Here is a 20,929-nt window from a genome sequence, read left to right on the forward strand (position 1 = left end):
AACGCACGCTATTTTGCACCAAAACGCACTGCATTTAGCACCAAAACACACTGCGTTTTGCACCATTTCACCCTGCATTTAGCCACAAATAGCCCCAAATGTGGTACAAATGGCGGTCCTTTTAAATAAATATTCATTTTGCCGCATGCACATGCTAACCCTATTTTGCATCAAAACAAACTTTCGCGAGAATCGATTTTTTGCGGCAAAGTGGGCGTTGGTGGACGAAAAGGGTACTCATAATGTTAAAATTCTTACTAAAAACCATACAAAACTAACGTATGGTAAACACGCGCGAGTGGGCAACGGCACGAAAAACATGTAGGTTTGCAACGACCAGCGCAAGCGGTTGCAGGGCATGCTGCTCACGGACAACGGTAACAGCATCATGCAAACGAAGAAGTAATCTGCCATTGGCAACCAATTTTCAACTTGTAGAGAATGCTTTTACAGCACAAAGATGGTGAACAACCCTCCATGTATAGAAATATCAGAAGTCAAGACGACTTCATATAAAATATAACTAATTGCAATGCAGACGGGAAAGGGAAGATAAAAGAATGTTATTAATGGCTGGTTCTAAAACACCTTTGGCGACTTTTTAAAACCAGCCTTATGCACGATTTATGGTTCAGTCATCAGCCTGTCTATGCCTTAATACACATCAAAACACACGTTTTATTTCATCCCATGCGCAATACCATCTGTGATGATGCGCCCATTACGTGCATCAATAATGGTGTAACGAGAAACTTTTTTGCGCATACTGAACCAACTTATATTCCAACGGGGAATGTTCGATTCGTCAACATATCGGTCTATGTCGGTGCGTTCGTCATAAAGATTGATGTTGTGCTTTTTAACAAAGAGCAAGACGTCTTGCCAAGAATATCCTTTGTAAGGCTTATCCATATCTGTTTCTTTGATGAGATAACCTTTCACATCATATTCTCGCCATATCCCACAATTAAAACTTTGATAATAATATTCGCCAGACTCTTGAATGTTGCCATTCATGAAATAACATCGATACTCACCAAACAGACTTCCTTTTTTCTGTTTTGTCTTAACATATCCAACTTCGGTTTTTGTCACAGTTATGATGTTTCCCGCAGAGTCCGTGTATTTGCATTCGCAGGGTGGATACATAAATTGTTCTTCGGGAAATTCCTGCTCTTCCTTTTTCCGGTATTCAAGAAACCTTTTGTTGGCGTCAGCTGTATCGAGCTTTTCAAAACAACGAATATTGCTCCTCTTCTTTTTCGCCATTCTCTTTGGGGGCGTATGTGTCGTACACGCCACCAAGAGAACGCACATTAGCATTAAACACTTTACCATTTTCATGCGCATATATACTTAGACTTATTATTTTAATTGATATTCCATCTTGCGATGGGGAGCTAGTGAGTTGGTGAGTTGATGAGTTGATGACTTGTTGCGTTGCGAGTTTATGAGTTCAATGGTGCAAAAAATCACGTTCCTCCTAAGCCTATTAACTTACACTTGCTCTACCAACATCGGCAAATAAAGGCGCGTTTGTAGTTCGGCAAGCCAAGCAGAATGGGCTATTAGGGCGTCTATCTGCTCCGCAGAAAGAGCCACAAGACTGGTGCCTACACGTCGAGCCAAGTCTATTTTATCGGCACTAGGCACACTTCCTTCAAACTTACTCCACCCCACACTGGCCTTAATGTGCTGCAAAATGGCCTTTTCTGCCTCGGTTTGTTGTGCGCCTTTGGCCTTCAAGCTTGCAACTTCTGCCTCGCTTATGCCGTGTGCCTGCCACACATCGGGATGTACATTGCCATTGCGAAGGTTGTTAACAAAGCCATGTAATGAGCGTTCGCTGCAATCCCATTCAAGTGGCACGTAAGCAAAATGCTCCTTATTGGCAAAGCCCTCGTAAAGGTTGTCGCTGCGTTGCATCTTCTTTATGCGGTTCATCATCATACTAATGGTGTTCATCGCGAGGTTAAAGAAGTGTGTGGTACCTGCTGCACTTACTTGCCCATTGCCTGCATCGCTCACCACAATGTACTCGCAACGAAAGCGACTCTTGTCTTGGCTTAGCTTGTGTGCTCCTTGATTGTCGTACACGCCACCATCAATCAGTTTGGGCGGTTCGGGCTTTTGTTCGCAATCTTCATACTTGCCGCGCACAAAAGCCGCACCAATGGTTATCGGCGTAAAGCCGTATGGCACACACGAAGAGGCCATAACGGCGCGTGAAAGTGGGAAACCATTGGCATCGAACATGGATTGCCCGTTGATGCGATAGGCATATTCGCCCATCATGCCGCGCGAAAAGGTGAACGGCAAGTGCGTAGCAAGGTTGGTAGAATTGATACAAATTAAGGGTGTTTGGGGCAAGTCGGACAGTGTTTTACGCTCGAAAAACACTTTATCGTAAAGTTTTGAAATGAGTTTGCTTGTGGGCAAGGCCGTAAACGAGTTCTTCAAGATGCCCAAAAGCGCAAGAACTAATGCACATACGCCTACCAATGCGGCCACGCTACCTGCCCAAATGGGATGGTTAGGCCATAAAGTGCCCATCACTAGCGATGTGATATAGCCCAAGGCTACGGCGAAAGCAAGCACAAGAACGCCCAAAACACCTACATAAAGAAACGAAGACCAAAGCACACCACGCTGCAAACGCGCGATAAAGCCTTGTTCAAATGTGTCGTAATCGTCCTTATGCAGGGCGTAATAAGCCGTGGTTATCGACCCGCCCGACACCGAAGAAATAACATCTACCTTGTTGAGGATGCCCAACTTGTGCAATGCCCGCAACGTTCCTACATGATAAGCGGCAGCGCGATAGCCGCCTCCCGATAGGGCTAAGCCTATTTTCTTTTTGTCTTTATTCATCGTTAGTTTTTATTAGGAGTAATCAAGGGATAGGTAGTAAAGGGAGTAAGGAGTAAAGGGAGTAAGAAGGTAAGCTAGTTAGGTGTAAAGCTAGTTAAACCTAGAACACCTAGAATGTTTAGAAAGCCTAGAATACCTAGAAAACCTAGAACAACTAAAACAAACGGCCTATCAGCAATCCGCCCCATCTTCTCCTCTTTAAAACACTTTAATTTCAGTAATAACCAACGCCCCAACCTGTTCGTTTAGTCGGCGCATCAGTTGTGTTCGCATCATCGCGAGGTCTTGGCGAAGTGCAGGATTGGTAATCTTAACAAACAAAGTTTGGTTCTTAATGAACTTTTCTGTGGTGTAACGCGCCACCATAGCGCCAGCCACCGTCTCCCATGCGTCAATCAGTCGTTTCTGTTGTAAAGGCGTTTCAAGTCCTTCGTCACGCAGAAGTTTCATCAATATCTCGCCCAAAGGTTTCACATCGCGCCTAAACATTGTCGCCTCCTTTCTCGGTTATTTCCCCGTTTTCTACGTAAAAAAGCTTATAATCAGTAGTCCCCGACTGCAATATGCGGTCTAGGTGCTCTCGGTTAGTGTCTGTTATGAATATCTGCCCGTAGCTATCGCCCGACACCAACTCTACAATACGCTCCACGCGTTGGCTATCTAGCTTGTCGAAGATGTCGTCGAGCAACAGCAATGGCGTGGTTTTAGATGCCGTTCGCTTTAAGAAATCAAACTGCGCTAGTTTCATCGCCAAGGCATAAGTCTTGCTCTGACCCTGACTACCCTCGCGTTTTAATTGATAGCCATCAATCAACATCTCCAAATCGTCGCGGTGAACGCCGTGCAAAGAGTAGCCCACAGCCCTATCCTTATGCCTGTCTTTGCGTATCACATCGAGCAAGTCGCCCCGTTGACAATGCGAGATATAGCGCAGCGAAACCCGTTCGGAGCCGCCCGAAATACGCTCGTGAATGCTTTGGAACACAGGGATGAACTCTTCTACAAAGGCCGCGCGCTTAGCATACACCACTTTTCCTTGTGCCGCCATCTCCTCTTCCCACAGCTCTAGCAAAGCTAAGTCGGGTTCGGTTTCCATTCTTAACAAAGCGTTACGCTGCTGCAAAGCCTTGTTACATCGGGTTAAAGCCTCGATATAGGTAGTGTCGTATTGCGCGATCACCATATCCATCAGTCGCCTACGCTCCTCGCTGCCACCATCAATAAGTGCAGCATCGGCAGGCGAAACCAGCACCAAGGGTATCAACCCAATGTGCTGCGAAAGCCGTTTGTAAGCCTTCTTGTTGCGTTTAAACTGCTTTTTCGACCCACGTTTCATGCCGCAATACACGTTTTCGGCATCGCCACCCTCGCTAATATAGTCGCCCTCAAGCACAAAAAAGTCCTGTTCGTGGGTAATAAGCTGCGAATCAATGGGGTTGTACGCACTTCTACAAAACGAAAGGTAGTACAACGCATCGAGAAAATTGGTCTTTCCCGACCCGTTATGCCCAATGAAACAATTGGTTTTGGGCGACAGCTGCAAGTTGACAGCACGCAGGTTTTTATAATTGATAATTGAAATGCAATTCAAAATCATAATCGAAACAAACAGTTAACTCTCTTGCAAAGTTACGCCATTTGGGTATGAAAAACGAAAAAAGTAGCTGATATGTTTCACTATATGCGAGAAATTCAGTAATTTTGCCCCACTTCTTAGAATAATAACAACGTTTAAATATATAATGGCAAACAAAAACAAACAAGGCGTTGCCGAAACTTTCGACGCATCGCAAAGCTCTGACGCATTCTTCTCGAAGAACAAAAAAGTGATACTTGGCTCTGTTGCGGCCTTGGTTCTCATCGTGGCTGGCTTCTTCCTGTATAAGTCGCTCGTGGCTGGTCCACGCGAAGAAAAGGCTAGTACGGCCTTGGCCAAAGGGCAAGAATACTTTAATCAAGAGCAATTCGACAAGGCCCTGAACGGCGATGGAGCTGGTTATGTGGGTTTCGCACGTATTGCCGACGATTACAGCAGCACCGATGCAGGCAACTTGGCCAACTTGTATGCTGGCCTTTGCAATGCAAACCTCGATAAGTGGGAAGCTGCAAAGAAGTTCCTCGACGCCTATTCGCCTGCCTCGGATGCTATGGTTAGCCCTGCTGCTGTGGCGGCTTTGGGCAACGCCTATGCACACCTTAACGACTTGGACAAGGCTGTTGACAATCTGAAAAAGGCTGCAAAGCTGGCCGACGGCAAAGATGCCGATGGCGCAAACAGCACGCTTTCGCCCCTGTTCCTTATCCAAGCAGGCGAAATCCTTGAGTCGCAAGGCAAGAAAGAAGAGGCTTTGGCCATCTACCAAGACATCAAGAAGAAGTATGTTAACTCCATACTCGTACAGAGTTCGGAGATTGACAAGTATGTGGAACGCGCATCAACGAAATAATGGCTACCGCATTACACAACCTTTCGGAATACGACCTGTCGAAAATTCCCGATGCCAGCAACATGTGTATCGGCATCGTGGTGTCTGAATGGAATCCCGAAGTGACGGGTGCTCTGCTAAACGGAGCCGTTCAAACCCTCGAAAGGCATGGCGCATTGCCAGAGAACATTCACGTAAAAACCGTTCCTGGCAGTTTCGAATTGGTTTATGGCGCACACCAAATGGTGCTTAACGGCGGCTATGATGCCGTTATCATACTGGGTTGCGTTATCAGAGGTGAGACTCCGCACTTCGATTACATCTGCCAAGGCGTTACATACGGCATTGCAAAACTCAATGCCACGAGCGAAATTCCCGTGGTTTATGGCTTGCTAACAACCAACGACCAGCAACAAGCACTTGACAGGTGCGGCGGAAAATACGGCAACAAGGGCGACGAATGCGCCATTGTAGCCATAAAGATGGCTAAGTTTTAAGGTCTCGTAAGTTAAAGCGAACCAACACAAGACAAAACAAATAGATATGGGCGGAACGTGGATTGTTCCGCCCATATCGTTATAAACACAGAGAAAACAATGAAAGATTTTGCCGCCATAGACTTCGAAACGGCCAACTTCAAAAGGGAAAGCGTGTGTAGTGTGGGCCTTGTGCTGGTGGAAGAGGGTAAGATTGTGGACAGCTATTACCATCTGATACAACCCACGCCCAACTATTTTGAAGAGCGGTGCGTTACGGTTCATGGCCTTACCACTGCCGACACCAATGGCCAACCCACGTTTCCCGACGTGTGGGCAGAGATTGCGCCGCTGATACGCAACAAGCCATTGGTGGCGCATAACAAGGCTTTCGATGAGTCGTGTCTTAAAGCTGCGTTCGCCGCTTACGACATGGAATATCCCGATTATCCCTTTTATTGCACGCTATTAACAGCACGTCGTAAGCTGAAAGAGGCAGGATTGGCCGATTTTAGACTTCCTACCGTGGCCAGCCATTGTGGTTACGAACTTGACATGCACCACCATGCCTTGGCCGATGCCGAGGCTTGTGCTGCCATTGCATTGAAAATACTCTGATTGGGAGCATCGTTCCCCCATCATTTACCCCATAAAATAAAGCACGAATGAAACTGCAACAACTTTTACAACGTTATCAATTCGACGACCTCATGCCCGTTGTCGCCGACATGTTCCCTGGCACTGGCAAGTTTCGCGCCGCTCTCGAACAAGGCTATAACATCCTGATGAGCCTGAAACCCGTGGCCTCTAAAAAAAACATACGCTACCGAATAATGCCCGACCCCAACAGCGACGCATCATTTATGGGTGCCGAAGATGCTGCTTTCGACACCACATGGGAGGTTTGCTTGGGCAAAGAGGTGGTGAAAGAAAAGGGTGTAGACCTAACCGACATTGAGCTTGCGGCCAACTGTCTTGTTAATGTCTGTCTCATCGGCCGACATCCCAAAGCCTTCGACGAGGCCTATCGCGCATTGAGCAAGGCCTAAATGCAGGCCTTACAAGGCAAGAAAGGGCTTATGCCGATTGGCGTTTAAGTCGCGATAAGTAACAGTTTGCGGGGCGTTTATGGTAGTTTCACTCACCATAAACGCCCCGCAAGCGTGTCTGTGCACCGAAGTGGTCTACAAAACCTACTTCTTTTTCATTCGTGCAAATTCCTTTTTGGCCTTGTCCAATTGCTTGCGAAAGGCCTCATCAGCATGCAGGCGGGCCACAGCAGCACTTGCAGCAAGGCGTGCCGCGTCTACATCACTCTGATAATGAAAGCCGGCAATCACCCTACTTTCGCCATATTCGTAGCCACGCACAAGTATCTCGTCTTGTCTTTCGGGGTTAATCTCGGCCAAAACCAAGGCCATAGCCCAGCCGCGAGCCGTATGACCAGAGGGGAAAGAGCCAGTATGGCGCAGTTCTTCCTCTTCGTGTGGCACGGCTGTTCCCTCTCCAAACTGCACGTATGGGCGCTTACGCATGTATTTCTTCTTCGCACTACGCACCGAAAGGCTGCCATCGTTCTCCACTCGCTCCATCAGATAGTGCAGTTCGGGCGTTGTTTGCTTGCTAATTGGCATGCCGAACGCCTCTGAAAAGCCATAAAGTACGGAGTCGATGTCAACAGATGCATCGTAAACGGCTTGCTTTCCTCGCGCTGTATTGCGCATAGACTTGCCCCATTGATAGCGATTAAAGTCGTTGAGGTATGCAATACTCGACGTATCGGGCGGCGCGGGAATAAACTTTGTGGCATCGGCAAAATCCGTTTTCTTAAGAAACGAAGGCCAACGAGTAGCCTTAGATGCCTCTTGGGCATTCAAACACAGCGTGCCCAATAAGGCAAAGAAGATAAAAGCTGTTCTCTTCATGATGGTTTCTGTTTTTTGTGTAATCTACAAGTTAGCCTTTTCCAACAACACCCGCGCAATAACTTCGGGGAAGTGGGCTTGCTCTAATAGGTGTACTTTCTCGGCAATATCGTCGGGCGTATCGCTGTCTGTTAAAGGTGTTGAATATTGTGCAACAATCTCGCCAGCATCGCAATCGTCGCTCACCCAATGGATGGTGATGCCCGTTTCTTTCTCTCCTGCGGCCTTAACCGCCTCGTGAACATGGTGCCCATACATGCCTTTTCCGCCGAATTTAGGCAGTAAGGCGGGATGAATGTTGAGCATACGCTGGTGAAAAGCTGAGACAAGGAAGGGCGGAATCATCAATAAGAAACCAGCCAAGACGATGAAATTCACCTCGTGCGCTTTCAACAAGTCCATCACTTTGGTTTCATCGTTAAACTCGGCTTTGGTTAATACGGCCGTAGGAACATGGTGGTTCTTGGCCCTAACAAGGGCATAGGCGTCGGGCTTGTTGCTCAACACCAAGGCGACATGTACGTTGGCATCATCGGCAAAGTGCCTAATGATGTTCTCGCAGTTGGTTCCGCTGCCCGAAACAAAGATGGCAATGTTGGTCATAGGGTTTGTATATGCTTTATTGTTTACGTGGGTTAATGTGGTTGCCGCCGCAAAAGGCAGTAAGGAAAGATGGGTGGTTGAAAGTCTGAACATAACTCTAAGTAATAGGAAATGCTCGCTTACAATCTGTGTTCAATAAACTTATTCGTCGCCCTCGTCCTCATCGTCGAACCCAAACATCACGGGATCTACAAAAGCATCTAATGCGCGACGTTCCTTTTTCGTTGGTCGCCCCGTGCCGTGCGCCCTGTCTATAAAGCCACTGATGCGGCTCATCTGCAACAGTTCGTACTGCTTTGGGTCGGTAACGTTCTCGTAAATTTCGGGCAACAGCTTTGCTCCCACACGCTGTTCGATGGTTTTCAGCACCTTAAACGAGTAGGTTACGGGGGGCTTTTTCACGCTCACCACGTCGCCTTCCTTAATTGTTCGACTTGGTTTCAGGTTCACTCCATTAAGCGTTACGCGCCCATTTTTACAGGCATCGGCCGCTATCGAGCGCGTTTTAAATATCCGCGCGGCCCACAACCATTTATCTATCCTTGCCTCGTTCATCGCCAAAAGTTATGCGTTCTTTCGTGTTAAACTGGTTCATTGTCACCGTTATTCCAGCCAAGGCGAAGCTCTTAATAATCTCAATGCTACGTTCAATGGCAGGCTGTAAAGCTTTAAGTTCCTCGTCATCGTATTCGCCCAACACCCAATCTACCTGTCCTCCGCGCGGAAATTCGTTACCGATACCCACGCGCAATCGGGCATATTGCGGTCCGATAAGCTGTTGAATATGCCCCAACCCATTGTGTCCGCCATTGCTGCCATTGCCTTTCAGCCGTAAAGTGCCAAGCGGCAGGGCCAAATCGTCTACCACAACGAGCAGGTGTTCTTGTGGAATATTCTCTTTATCGAGCCAATAACGCACGGCGTTTCCACTGAGGTTCATAAACGTTGACGGCTTTAACAGAACCAACTTGCGACCTTTTACCATCGCAGAACTGACAAAACCATAACGCTTATCCTCAAAAACAATATTGGACGCCTTTGCAAAAGCGTCCAATATCATAAATCCAGTATTGTGACGGGTTGCCTCGTATTCTCGTCCGGGGTTTCCCAAGCCTACAATTAAATATTTCTCCATTCAGAAAAGTGGTTTTCAATACCCACCGTTTTTTACTTACCTGCGGCAGCGGCAGCAGCGGCAGCAGCGGCAGCACGCGTCATCTTAACGGTGCAAACGATAACATCTTTCGGTGTTACCACTTCCAAACCTTCGAACGAAAGTTCGCCAGCCTTGATGCTCTTACCGATGGTCAGTGCGGTTACGTCAATGTCTAGCTTTTCAGGAATTTGCTTGTAAGGAGCCTTAACCATCAACTTACGGATAGAAAGGCTAAGACGTCCACCATCGCGAACACCCTGAGCCAAGCCCACGAGGTTAACGGGAATACCGATAGCAATGCTCTTTTCTTCGTTGATTTCGTAGAAGTCTACGTGCAGCAGGGCATCCGTTACAGGGTGGAATTGCAGTTCCTTCATGATGGCAGTGTGTTTCTGGCCATCAATATCGAGGTTCACCACATAGATGTGGGGCGTATAAACCACCTTGCGAAGTTCGGCCATAGGCACAACGAACGAAAGAGCCTCGGGCAAACCGTCGGCGTTCTTCTTCTCGCCATAAAGGTTGCAAGGAATCAATCCTTCTTTTCTCATTTCCTTAGAAGCCTTCTTTCCCAGGTTGCTTCTGCTCTTACCTGCTACATTAATTTCTCTCATAATGTGTTACTCTAAATTAAGTTATTAAACAATTGTGCTTAATTCGCCATCACACGAAATATCAATTTCTTGATTGATGTGCCTCAAAAAGCGGTGCAAAGTTACGCCTTTTCTTTGGATTGCGCAACGTTTGGGCGTTAAAAGTGCACCTTTCGGACATGTGATTATTCCGTTTTGGTTTCCTTATTTACTTGCTTACGCGATTTAAACGCAGTCCGCAGAGCATGCCGTCCATACTTCCAAGCAGCGAAGTGGCGGTTTTCAGCGTGGCGTTGCCACTGAAACTGCCAATGGCTTTGAGGTAAGTGAGCATCTTCGAGGCATCCATCACAATGAGCAAGTCGTTGTCGTCTACCTGCGTTGTGCCAACAAGTTGTTTTATTTCGCCTGCATATTTCAGCACCACTTCTTTGCCTTTGATGGTGAAAGTGCCGCGCAGACGTCGGCCAGCGATGGTTTGCGTAAAGCGCCCGTTGCGTGTAAAGGTCATTTTCATTGCCCCTTTGGTAATGCCCACCTTGTTAAGTTGCGTTTCAATGGTCTTCTCTATGGCACTCGATGCCAGCTTTCCGCCAGCCTTTTTCAGCAAGTTCTCGCTCATAAACACCACAGCGGGTTCGGTGTAAGTCCACTCGCCAACAAGATCGTCGATGGTAGCCACTTTCTTATCAGAGAAGATGGAGGTAATGCCCGAAAGCAAATCGTCGGTTGTTCCGCCATTCGATAATATGTCTGCACCGTTTTGCAGTATCTTTCCAAAGTCGAATTGGGCGTAAGCTTTATTGCCCATTAGCGACATGGCAGCAATGGCCATGCCCACAATCATTTTCTTATTCATTGTTATACCCTAATTTTCGTGGTGCAAAGTTACGCAAAATTGTGAGAAAACAAAGTTTAAGGATAATATTTCTAGTGTAACTAGGATTGCTCGGCTGTCTAGGATGTCTAGGACGACTAGGACAACTAGGAAACCTAGGATAACTAGAATATTTAGGATAACTAGGATATCTAGAAACCCTAGAATAACTAGAAACCCTAGGATAACTAAAACACCAATTATTCCCTCACCTTTCTAGCTTTCGCATCTCCAACTCTGCTTTCAGTCTTTGCACATCGGCCTTTAACTGTTCGTTTTCTATTTTCAGCCTTGCCGACAAATCGTCTTGAGCCTGCCTATACCCCATGTGGGTTGCGTGCATGCGTTCTTTTATGCCGCCCTGTTCCACAAACCGTTTCTCTAATACTTTCAGATAACTGCACATCATCTTATCCGTTATGTGGCAAAGCGTAAGCATCGTATTACAAAATTCCTCTGCCGACCATTTGTCAGCGTAGGGCAAACAGCACTTAGCCATGCAGATATCAGTACAAAACACCTTGTAGTGTCTCAAAAAAGGCTTGTACTGACACTACAAAGTACTTGAAACGCGAGTACAAGAGCCTTGTAGTGCGAGTACGAAGAGCCTTGTACGGACACTACAACAAGATGCTTTTACAGGCTTTTTTTGTTGCAGATGATGCGTTGTTCATCAGGTGTTGTGTTCTAGCTAACGAACTAAACAAGGTGTAATCTACGCGTGTTGCTCTTGCGGCTTGGGTTGGTTGAGAAGTGCAAGAAGGGTGGGGTGGCAGGTATATAATCATACAACACGCAACCATACTCATATGATTTAGAGAGCGATAATGCAAATGTCTACGTCTTTCTGTTGTTAGAAGGCGTAGGCATTTGTTCGTTAAGCCGCAGGGATAATCTGTCCTTTTGTTGGAATAGCCTTTTGGCTTGTTTGGATAAGTCCCTTTTTTCCGTGTTCACTCCTTGAAGTAGTCTTGACTTTTTATGTTCCTATAAATTAAGGAGAGCTTGTTCTCTCTGTGATGCCAACACAAGATAAACGCTCTTCTCACACACGAAGTACAGGACAAATCAGCCAATCAACTCATCAACTTATTAACTCATCAACTCAAAAACTCAAAAAACACCAGCACGTCAACTCAAAAAAAATCGAAAAATCTCCAACCCACTAGTTTTCCAACTCACCAACTTGAAAACTTAAATTATTATCTTTTATTTTACAATATCGCTCCAATTTTCGCTCCCTTCTAGCGAAAATATAAGCCACAAAGTAGGCAAATCGCCCCTATTTCTAGCTTTCCACTCCTTTTGTTTTGTCTGTTTTTAAGAGCAAAACCTGCATTTTGTACCATTTCGCCTTTCTAGATTGGTTGCCAGCTCGTATTTTTCTAAGCCCAATTACACGCTTTTAGCCCATAAAATCCCACTTTTTAACCACTATCTTGCCCTTTTCGGTCATGTTTTTAATGTTCCTAAAAGGTCTTGTTTATACAATTGGTGTGGATATTTATGCTTTTTGCCTTGCATTTAGCACCTTTTTGCCTTGCATTTAGCACCATTTCGCCTTGTGTTTTGCACCAAAACGCACTGTATTTTGCACCAAAACGCAGTGCATTTAGCACCAAAACGCAGTGCATTTAGCAGTAAAACGCAATGTATTAAGCGGCAAAACGCCCAAAATCTGGTGCAAATGGCGGTCTTTTTAAATAAAAATTCATTTCATCGCATTCACAAGCTACCCCCGTTTTACATCAAAACAACCTTCGCGAGAATCGATTTTTTGCGACAAGATGAGCGGTTGGTGGACAAAAAGGGCGCTCACAATGTTAAATTTATTGCTAAAAACTAGACAAAACAGTTATGTCGTAAACACGCGCGAGTGGGCATCGGTACCGAAAACATGTACGCTTGCGACGGTCAGCGTGGGCGGTTGCAGGGTGTATGCCACTTACATACTGTACCATGAAACGCAGAAGTAATCTGCTATCGATAAGTGGTTTTCAACTTGTAGAGAGTGTTTGGAACAACTTCCGCCAGACAGCCTTCTGAAATATAACCACGTTTTGCCACAAACAAATGGAGCCGTATTTCAGGTTTTATCGTATCTTTGTCCAGGTACTTCGTACATGAAGGGGTGTATGTTTTGATTTTAAAGTGCAGAGAAAACAGGCTCTTCTCAATTTGTAGAAATATTAAAAGTCAAGACGACTTCCTTTTATTAATGTGTCGCTTTCCACCACCCAGTTGCCTTTTTGGTGGTTAAGGCCTTCTCGAAATCCGATTGCGTGGGGTCGCTGATGGTTATTCCGCTATACGCATTTACGCGGATTCTGTTGTAGCTAAGCTCTTCAAGGGCTGTGTAAATATATGGCGTTGTAGACTTATATGGCACCAACTGGGCAAGTGCAGTGTGCAAGTTGCGCGCCAACACCTGTGTTTCGGGCGTAGTGCAGAGTTTGTTTACGTAGTCGCCCATATCAAAGAAGATGGTCTTTTCGTAGCCATCAAGTCGCTGAACGTCTTCCCAATCAATGAGATTGGCATTGTTTGCGGTTGCTGCGTTAATCGTTTTCATGTGCGCAACCACCTCTTCCACCTTGCTACAATCGGTAACGCCGATATTTCCGTATGGCCATTGGTAAATAGAATAAAACTTGTGGAACTCGTTAACCACGGCCTGATAGTTGGGTTTTTGCTGTATCAGGTATTTCCAAATGTTCTTATAGGGCATGCCGTAGGCCATAATCTCGCTGCAACAACCAATGAGATAGTTGGTGGCATGGCGCATTTCGTAGGCCACTTCTATGTTAGACATGTAGCAGTCGTCGAACATAACGAACTGCATGGGCATCTTAGCCTGCTCTATGGCCGCAGCCAATGTGGGAATGTTGGTTTGAAAATAACGGTCGGTTCCGCCGAAATAGCGTGTACGCGCCCTGCTCTTACCCTCTGAGAAAAGCCAACCCGTGCCGTGACAGCCCACAATGAGGGCGTATTGTTTGGCCTTGGCCTGTGCTTTTACTTCGTTAAATATACTGGCTAAGCCGTTGGTAGTGGTGTAGGCAGGCATGTTGTGCTGGTCGTAACGTTGCAGTGTGTCTCGCCGGCAAGTGCCATAGGGTGCGCATTTCACCTCCATCAGCACCGCGCTGTTGGCCGATGTGGCGATGAACACCATCAGCTTGTTACGCCCCAATCCCTTTTCTGTCTCGATGGCTGCCTCTATATCCTTGATGTTTTGTAAGAAATTATGGTACAGACTACCTGTTGTATTGTTTCTGGAGGCGCTCCACGGCATGTAGACAAAGATGGTTTTGTCGGGCAGACCTTGCGGAATGGGGTAGGGCGCAGGTACGTCTTCATGGCAACTCACGATGAAGAGCGTTGCCAGGAGTATGAGTAATGAGGTGAGTTTCTTTTGCATGAAGGGGATGTTAGGGGATTAAATGAGAGAAGTTCCTGCACCGTTCGCTGCCATTGCTTTACCCGCTCTGCTATTTTTTTCGTGTGCTAGGGCGTGTTTGATGGTGCGGAGCGGTTCAGGAACTTCATTTGTAGGTGGGTGATGGCGCGTTTGTTTTACGCCGACCCCGACTTTACTTTTTCTTCAATTCCTCGATAGATGCTTTTAGGGCGGCAATCTTTTCTTCCGAGTCGCTTTGTTTCTTGCGTTCCAAAGCAACGACGGCTTCGGGGGCGTTGGCCACAAAGCGTTCGTTAGACAGCTTTTTCTTGATGCCGGCAAGGAAACCTTCGAGGTGCGTCAATTGCGCCTCTTGTTTCTTTATCTCTGCATCAACGTCTACAAGGTTGCCAATGGGCACGGCGTATTCGTCTGTGCCAACCATGAACTGTGCCGTGTCGGCCGACTTCTCTTTTACCACTTCCACCTTGTCGATGTTGGCCATCTTGGTCACCACTTCGTCGTATTGTGCGTAATGGTTTTGGCCGATAACTTGCAGCGAAAGTTGCTCTTTGGGGGCGATGTTCTTTTGGTTTCGCACCATTCGCACACCACTCACAATCTGTTTAACAACTTCGATGTCGGCATTCAGCTTATTGTCGGCCTCCGTGGGCGCATCTATTTTCAGGCATTGACACATAATCGACTCGCCCTCTTTGCGCTCGGCGATGTGTTGCCACAGCTCTTCGGTAATGAAAGGCATGAAGGGATGCAGCATGTTGAGCAGCGTTTCAAAGTAACGCAACGTGGCGTTGTAGGTGTGACTGTCGATGGGTGAGCCGTAAGCAGGCTTTATCATTTCGAGATACCAGCTTGAAAACTCGTCCCAGAAAAGTCGATATACGGCCATGAGTGCCTCCGAGATGCGATATTTCGAGAACAAGTCGTTCAGCTCTTCGTTGGTTTGGCGGAGTTTGGCCTCAAACCATTGGCAGGCAATTCGGCTGGCCTCAGGTTGCGGTTGGTCGCTAACTTCCCAGCCCTTAACGAGCCTGAACGCGTTCCAAATCTTGTTGTTGAAGTTACGTCCTTGTTCGCATAGTGCCTCGTCGAAAAGAATGTCGTTGCCCGCAGGTGCCGAAAGCATCATGCCCATACGAACACCGTCAGCGCCATATTGCTCTATCAGTTCGATGGGGTCGGGCGAGTTGCCGAGCGATTTCGACATCTTACGTCCCAGCTTGTCGCGTACGATACCCGTGAAATATACATTCTTAAAGGGCATCTTTCCACGATATTCGTACCCTGCCATAATCATTCTGGCCACCCAGAAGAAGATAATGTCGGGTCCTGTTACAAGATCGCTCGTGGGATAATAGTAGTTAATCTCCTCGTTATCGGGTTGGTTGATGCCGTTGAACACCGAGATGGGCCACAGCCACGACGAGAACCACGTGTCAAGACAGTCCTCATCTTGTTCCAAATCGGCAGCAGTGAGGGTGCTACACACGGCTTTGGCCTTTGCTAACGCCTCTTCGGCAGTGAGCGCCACCACACATTCGCGCTTTCCGTTGGCCGTGAAGTAGTAGGCTGGAATGCGATGTCCCCACCACAACTGACGGCTGATACACCAGTCTTTGATGTTTTCTAGCCAGTGGCGATAGGTGTTTTTGTATTTCTGTGGATAGAAAGCGATGTCGTCGTCCATAACAGGTTGCAGTGCCAAGTCGGCAAAATGCTGCATTTTAAGAAACCATTGGGTAGACAATTTTGGCTCGATGGGCACGTGTGTACGTTCAGAATAGCCCACCTTATTGTTGTAGTCCTCGGTCTTTTCCATCAAACCAGCCGCTTCTAGGTCGCTGGCGATTTTCTTTCGCACGTCCATGCGGTCCATGCCAACATACAAACCGGCCGCCTCGGATAGCGTTCCGTTGTCGTTGAAGATGTCGATGGTGTCCAATCCGTGTTTCAATCCCAGGTTATGGTCGTTGATGTCGTGTGCAGGAGTAACCTTCAAGCATCCCGTACCAAACTCGATGTCCACGTAATCGTCTTCAATCACGGGTATTTCGCGGCCTACCAGCGGCACGATAACATGCTTGCCTTTCAGCCAAGTGTTCTTCGGGTCGTTCGGATTGATGCACATGGCGGTGTCGCCCATAATCGTTTCGGGGCGTGTAGTGGCTACCACGGCGTATTTTCCAGGTTCTTCAACCACCATATATTTAAGGTAGAACAGCTTGGAGTGCTCTTCCTTGTACACCACCTCTTCGTCTGATAGTGCCGTTTGGGCCTGCGGGTCCCAGTTAACCATGCGAACGCCGCGGTAAATCAATCCCTTTTCGTAGAGATCACAGAACACTTTGAGGACGCTTTCCGAGCGTTCGTCGTCCATGGTGAATGCCGTTCGGTCCCAATCGCACGATGCGCCCAATCGTCTAAGCTGTTTAAGGATGATGCCACCGTGTTCGTGAGTCCAGTCCCACGCGTGTTTTAGAAACTCATCTCGGCTTAGGTCGGTTTTCTTCACGCCCTTTTCGGCCAGCTTGGCCACCACTTTTGCCTCGGTGGCAATGGATGCGTGGTCGGTTCCAGGCACCCAACAAGCGTTCTTTCCCTCCATTCGTGCGCGACGAACGAGGATGTCTTGTATCGTATTGTTAAGCATGTGGCCCATGTGTAGCACGCCCGTTACGTTGGGCGGAGGGATAACCACGGTGTAGGGAGCCCTTCCATCGGGCTTACTGGCAAAGAGTTTGTTGTCTAGCCAATACTTATACCATTTGGTTTCCACTTCTCTGGGGTCATACTTACTTGCTATTTCCATATCCTGTGTTAATGTTATAAAGTCTCACTTCGTGTGTACAGACTGCAAATTTACTAAAAAACATTGGATTAACGCCACCAAGTGGTGCGCTATTCTTTATATAATATGTGTGATGGGGAGTTCCAGTTCGTGTGCGCCAATCATGGCATTGAAGAGCATGATGCGTTGGAATGAGGCGAGCGAGGCGGGTGTAATATGTGTTTCCGTTAGCTGGCCACGCTGCAAAAGCCATTGGCGCATGGTGCCATTTAGTAGCGGTTGGGCGGGCGTGAGCCACTTATGTCCATCGAAGAAGGCCACGTTGGTAAACGATGTGTCGGTAATCAGTCCGTTTTTGACGATAACCACCTCATCGCAACCAGCGCGGAGAGCCAGCAGAAGGTCGAGTTCGTGTCGGTCGGTGCTTTTAAATGTGTAGCTAATGTCGTTGTCTTCCACCATGCGGAGCCACTGTATTTCGCGCCGCTTGTATGTTTGGAACGTGGTTTCGCATACGCCATTAACATCGTACACCACCCTCGCCTTGATGCGCTCGTCGCTTAAAGGCACATCGTCGAGCCACTTTTGCAGACTAATGGGTGCGGCATGGGGGGCAAAATGCACGCGCGTGGCATTCATTCGGGCCTCGTGCAGGGGCAGGTGCATGGCCTTACCGCCTTCAATCCTAATGGTTTCTACAAATTGGTGCATACACCTTTTCAATCACTTCGTGGTATTCGTCTTTCCAATTGCTCTTGGCTGTGATGCCACCGCCAGCCTTAAAGGATAGCTTTCCGTGGCATTGGTCGATGAACCTAATCATCACTGCGCTATCTAATTCGCCGTTATCCCATCGTCCCATCACGCCTGTATAGAAGTCGCGGTGATAGTTTTCGGCCTCGGCAATTACCTCCACGGTCTTCTTTTTGGGTGCGCCCGTTATCGACCCCGCAGGCAATTGCGAAAAAATAACGTCGCCCGGACGTTGCATGAGGTGGGGCATGAGTCGCCCCCTATTTCAGAACTGGTTTGCAAAAGCGGTCCGCGGTGGGTGTTCAGTCGCTCCACGTATCGGTAACGCTCCACATGTACGTCGTTGGCAACCATGCTTAGGTCGTTTCTAATAAGGTCTACGATGGTTGCATGCTCGGCAGCCTCCTTCTCGTTGGCCAGCAATTGTTCGGCCGACGATGGCGAAACGTCTTCTGCTGTGCCTTTCATCGGGTACGAACTGATTTCTCCCTGCGCAATCTTTACGAACGTTTCGGGCGAGAAACACACCAGCTTGTCTTTTATCCAAAGCCGATAACGCGCCTCGGCCGCATTGTAAAGGTCGAGCAACGAGAGGTTGGTTCGCAGTCCTATGCGGCAAGTAAGGTTGGCCAGATAGCTGTTTCCGGCCAACATGGCGTTTCTAACGATGTTGAAACCATGCTGATATTCGGCCTCGGTGGGTGGCTCAATGCCCCATTCGATGTCCTTGTTTGCGGGGTAGGCGGCCTGTGTGGCGTTGCCTTTTCCGTTGAAACAATACTTCAACTCGTAGGCATCCACCTCGTTTTCGGGTTCCACCACGGCGCGTTTGCCTTCGTAATCTATGATGAAAAGGAAAGGAACGCCCTGCATGGCCAAGTTGTTCATGCGTTGTCGAGCCTCTTCCCGATTGTAAAAATTCATTCTTCTGCTTAGCGTTTTTGATGGTGTAAAAGTACGAATAAAATGTGAAATGCCGAAATGTAGCACTTTTATTCAACGTTACAGTTAATTTTTTATTATCTTTGCATCAGCAGAACGACATTCGCCATGTTGCCTTTGGGCTGTGCGGCGTTTGTCAACACCAAACATATAGTATGCATACGAAAGAAGAAAAGATGGAGGCCTTTGGGCGATTGCTCGATGTGCTGGACGATTTGAGAGAGAAATGTCCGTGGGACAAGAAACAAACCTTCGAGAGCCTGCGCCCGAATACGATAGAAGAAACATACGAACTGTGTGATGCTTTGGCCAAGAACGACATGAACAATGTTTGCAAAGAACTGGGCGACGTATTGATGCACACCGCATTCTACGCGCTGTTGGCCAGCGAGAAGGGCGAGTTCGACATTGCCGACGTGTGCAATCGTGAGGCTGATAAGTTGATTTTCAGGCATCCGCACATCTATGGCGACGTGCAAGCCGATGACGAAGAGCAGGTGTTGAAGAACTGGGAACAGCTAAAGCTGCAAGAGAAGGATGGCAACGAGACGGTGCTTTCGGGGGTGCCCGATGCGCTGCCGAGTGTCATCAAGGCCTATCGCATACAGGATAAGGCCCGAAACGTGGGTTTCGATTGGAAAGAAAAGAACGACGTTTGGGCGAAAGTGCGCGAAGAATTGGATGAGTTGGAAACCGAACTGAAACGCGAAGACAAGGAAAAGTCTACCCAAGAACTGGGCGATTTCTTGTTTAGCGTAATCAACGCAGCAAGACTTTACCACCTCAATCCCGACAATGCGTTGGAGCAAACCAACCAAAAGTTCATTCGAAGGTTCAACTATGTGGAGCAGCATTCCATTAAGGAGGGCAAGCCGCTCACGGAGATGACGCTCGAAGAGATGGACGAATTGTGGAATAAGGCAAAGAACGAAGAACGAGAGATGAGTTCCTGAGTTTCTAAGTTTTTGAGTTTCTAAGTTTCTAAGCTTTTGAGTTTTATCGCATACAATTTGCAAAACTGTGAGCTTGTTAACTTAGGTGTTCACGCGCTTACATGCTCGCCAGCTGATAAACTCACTAGCTCAATAACTCATAAGCTCACGAACTCAAATACTAATACATTAAATATATATAGCGTATGGACAAGAGAGTATCAACCATATTGTTTGCTGTTATGGCCGTTTTATTCATTGTGGCATGCGGCGATGGTAAGAAAAAGGGCGACGGACAGCAGTCGCTTGCAACCACAGAGGAAAGCAAGGGCGACACCACCGTTTATGGTGTGTGTGGCGTTAACACCGCCATGCACAACTTGGAACTGGTTACTGTACAGGGCGACACACTTAATTATCTTTTCGATGTCGACGATGAATCGGCCGTTAAGGGCGGATTACTCGCAGGCGACAGGCTGGCAGTGGTGGGATATAAGAACGCCGATGGCGAATACGAGGCCAATCAAGTACTTAATCTTACCACCCTGATGGGCAAATGGCGCAGCATTGATAAGCAATTCGAACTGATGGAAGACGGCACAGTGCTGTCGGCTGTGAAGGAAGAGGCACACCCTTGGACGTCGTGGAAGGTGTTCAACGGACAACTTTTGCTCAATAAAGACACCTTTACCGTGAACGCCTTGGGTGCCGACTCGCTCTATTTGGAGAACGCGCACGGCATCTTCACCTTCACGCGACAAAAGTAATACACCCTTGGAACCATTTAAAGTGCATATCCTGGGATGTGGCAGCGCGTTGCCAACACTGAAACACAACGCCACATCGCAGGTAGTAGACATCCGTGGAAAGCTGTTTATGATAGATTGCGGCGAGGGGACGCAGGTTCAACTGCGTCGTTCACGCATACGTTTCACTAAAATCGGGGCGGTGTTCATCTCGCATTTGCATGGCGACCACTGTTTCGGGCTCATCGGTATGATTTCTACTTTGGCCTACTTGGACGTACGGCGGCCCTGCATGTGTATGCTCCTGCCGAACTCGGACCGATGCTCCGCATGCAACTGGATTTCTTTTGCAGTGGCATCGAGTTCGAAGTGGTGTTCCATGCCGTAGACACTAAGGTGCAACAAGTGATTTACGAAGAC

Annotated in this window: 20 protein-coding genes and 2 pseudogenes; 7 read left to right on the forward strand and 15 right to left on the reverse strand. The window is 47.6% G+C overall.

Annotated elements, in window-relative coordinates:
* Positions 1–678 precede the first annotated feature (678 nt).
* The 4 genes from BN93_RS03395 to recF all read right to left on the reverse strand — a co-directional run bounded on the left by BN93_RS03395 (position 679) and on the right by recF (position 4,468).
* A complete protein-coding gene (locus tag BN93_RS03395; protein ID WP_009230212.1) occupies positions 679–1,269 on the reverse strand; it encodes a hypothetical protein in 591 nt (196 codons plus the stop codon).
* Positions 1,270–1,497: 228 nt separating this feature from the next.
* Positions 1,498–2,871: a patatin-like phospholipase family protein gene (locus tag BN93_RS03400; protein WP_019186956.1), complete on the reverse strand. Its 1,374-nt coding sequence runs from the start codon at positions 2,869–2,871 to the stop codon at positions 1,498–1,500.
* 198 nt (positions 2,872–3,069) lie between these two features.
* Positions 3,070–3,360, reverse strand: coding sequence for a DciA family protein (locus tag BN93_RS03405; RefSeq protein WP_019186957.1), 291 nt, complete (start codon positions 3,358–3,360; stop codon positions 3,070–3,072).
* The gene (gene recF / locus BN93_RS03410; protein WP_019186958.1) at positions 3,353–4,468 is read right to left on the reverse strand and encodes a DNA replication/repair protein RecF; all 1,116 of its coding nucleotides are present in this window, start codon (positions 4,466–4,468) and stop codon (positions 3,353–3,355) included. The genes BN93_RS03405 and recF overlap by 8 nt, the downstream gene beginning before the upstream one ends.
* Before the next feature lie 145 nt (positions 4,469–4,613).
* Between recF and BN93_RS03415 the strand changes: the two genes are divergently transcribed.
* The 4 genes from BN93_RS03415 (at position 4,614) to BN93_RS03430 (ending at position 6,822) form a co-directional block, all read left to right on the forward strand.
* Positions 4,614–5,318 (forward strand): tetratricopeptide repeat protein, encoded by a 705-nt coding sequence (locus BN93_RS03415; RefSeq protein WP_019186959.1) that lies wholly within the window; start codon positions 4,614–4,616, stop codon positions 5,316–5,318.
* The gene (gene ribH, locus BN93_RS03420; protein ID WP_009230207.1) at positions 5,318–5,794 is read left to right on the forward strand and encodes a 6,7-dimethyl-8-ribityllumazine synthase; all 477 of its coding nucleotides are present in this window, start codon (positions 5,318–5,320) and stop codon (positions 5,792–5,794) included. Before BN93_RS03415 ends, ribH begins: the two co-directional genes overlap by 1 nt.
* A 99-nt stretch (positions 5,795–5,893) precedes the next feature.
* On the forward strand, positions 5,894–6,391 hold the full coding sequence (locus tag BN93_RS03425; protein ID WP_019186960.1) for a 3'-5' exonuclease: 498 nt from the start codon (positions 5,894–5,896) through the stop codon (positions 6,389–6,391).
* 47 nt (positions 6,392–6,438) lie between these two features.
* On the forward strand, positions 6,439–6,822 hold the full coding sequence (locus BN93_RS03430) for a hypothetical protein (RefSeq protein ID WP_019186961.1): 384 nt from the start codon (positions 6,439–6,441) through the stop codon (positions 6,820–6,822).
* 144 nt (positions 6,823–6,966) lie between these two features.
* Here BN93_RS03430 and BN93_RS03435 read toward each other — a convergent pair whose 3' ends face one another.
* The 11 genes and pseudogenes from BN93_RS03435 to BN93_RS03485 form a co-directional block, all read right to left on the reverse strand.
* Positions 6,967–7,698, reverse strand: a complete 732-nt coding sequence (locus BN93_RS03435) for an acid phosphatase (RefSeq protein WP_019186962.1) — start codon at positions 7,696–7,698, stop codon at positions 6,967–6,969.
* 24 nt (positions 7,699–7,722) lie between these two features.
* The gene (purN, locus tag BN93_RS03440) at positions 7,723–8,301 is read right to left on the reverse strand and encodes a phosphoribosylglycinamide formyltransferase (protein ID WP_019186963.1); all 579 of its coding nucleotides are present in this window, start codon (positions 8,299–8,301) and stop codon (positions 7,723–7,725) included.
* Between the two features lie 141 nt (positions 8,302–8,442).
* Positions 8,443–8,856 (reverse strand): RNA-binding S4 domain-containing protein, encoded by a 414-nt coding sequence (locus tag BN93_RS03445; protein WP_009230202.1) that lies wholly within the window; start codon positions 8,854–8,856, stop codon positions 8,443–8,445.
* Positions 8,834–9,436, reverse strand: a complete 603-nt coding sequence (pth, locus tag BN93_RS03450; protein WP_019186964.1) for an aminoacyl-tRNA hydrolase — start codon at positions 9,434–9,436, stop codon at positions 8,834–8,836. The genes BN93_RS03445 and pth overlap by 23 nt, the downstream gene beginning before the upstream one ends.
* A gap of 32 nt (positions 9,437–9,468) precedes the next feature.
* Positions 9,469–10,071, reverse strand: a complete 603-nt coding sequence (locus BN93_RS03455) for a 50S ribosomal protein L25/general stress protein Ctc (protein WP_019186965.1) — start codon at positions 10,069–10,071, stop codon at positions 9,469–9,471.
* Positions 10,072–10,258: 187 nt separating this feature from the next.
* Complete coding sequence (locus BN93_RS03460) at positions 10,259–10,909, reverse strand: lipocalin-like domain-containing protein (RefSeq protein WP_019186966.1); 651 nt, start codon at positions 10,907–10,909, stop codon at positions 10,259–10,261.
* 226 nt (positions 10,910–11,135) lie between these two features.
* Positions 11,136–11,447, reverse strand: a complete 312-nt coding sequence (locus BN93_RS03465; RefSeq protein ID WP_044259788.1) for a four helix bundle suffix domain-containing protein — start codon at positions 11,445–11,447, stop codon at positions 11,136–11,138.
* A gap of 1,695 nt (positions 11,448–13,142) precedes the next feature.
* Positions 13,143–14,348, reverse strand: a complete 1,206-nt coding sequence (locus BN93_RS03470; RefSeq protein WP_019186969.1) for a clostripain-related cysteine peptidase — start codon at positions 14,346–14,348, stop codon at positions 13,143–13,145.
* Between the two features lie 172 nt (positions 14,349–14,520).
* Positions 14,521–17,157, reverse strand: a complete 2,637-nt coding sequence (locus BN93_RS03475) for a valine--tRNA ligase (protein WP_019186970.1) — start codon at positions 17,155–17,157, stop codon at positions 14,521–14,523.
* Positions 17,158–17,253: 96 nt separating this feature from the next.
* On the reverse strand, positions 17,254–17,847 hold the full coding sequence (locus BN93_RS03480; RefSeq protein ID WP_019186971.1) for an aminotransferase class IV: 594 nt from the start codon (positions 17,845–17,847) through the stop codon (positions 17,254–17,256).
* Positions 17,822–18,813 (reverse strand): annotated as a pseudogene (locus tag BN93_RS03485) (aminodeoxychorismate synthase component I). The gene BN93_RS03480 and the pseudogene BN93_RS03485 overlap by 26 nt, the downstream one beginning before the upstream one ends.
* A 173-nt stretch (positions 18,814–18,986) precedes the next feature.
* Between BN93_RS03485 and mazG the strand changes: the two are divergent.
* The 3 genes and pseudogenes from mazG to BN93_RS03500 all read left to right on the forward strand — a co-directional run.
* Entirely contained in the window at positions 18,987–19,784 is a 798-nt protein-coding gene (gene mazG, locus BN93_RS03490) for a nucleoside triphosphate pyrophosphohydrolase (RefSeq protein WP_044259686.1), read from the forward strand.
* A 185-nt stretch (positions 19,785–19,969) separates the two neighbouring features.
* Positions 19,970–20,530 (forward strand): lipocalin-like domain-containing protein, encoded by a 561-nt coding sequence (locus tag BN93_RS03495; RefSeq protein ID WP_044259688.1) that lies wholly within the window; start codon positions 19,970–19,972, stop codon positions 20,528–20,530.
* A gap of 7 nt (positions 20,531–20,537) precedes the next feature.
* A pseudogene (locus BN93_RS03500) lies at positions 20,538–20,929 on the forward strand (MBL fold metallo-hydrolase); the annotation flags it as partial.

The organism is Prevotella conceptionensis 9403948, from assembly GCF_000312305.1.
Taxonomy (GTDB): domain Bacteria; phylum Bacteroidota; class Bacteroidia; order Bacteroidales; family Bacteroidaceae; genus Prevotella; species Prevotella conceptionensis.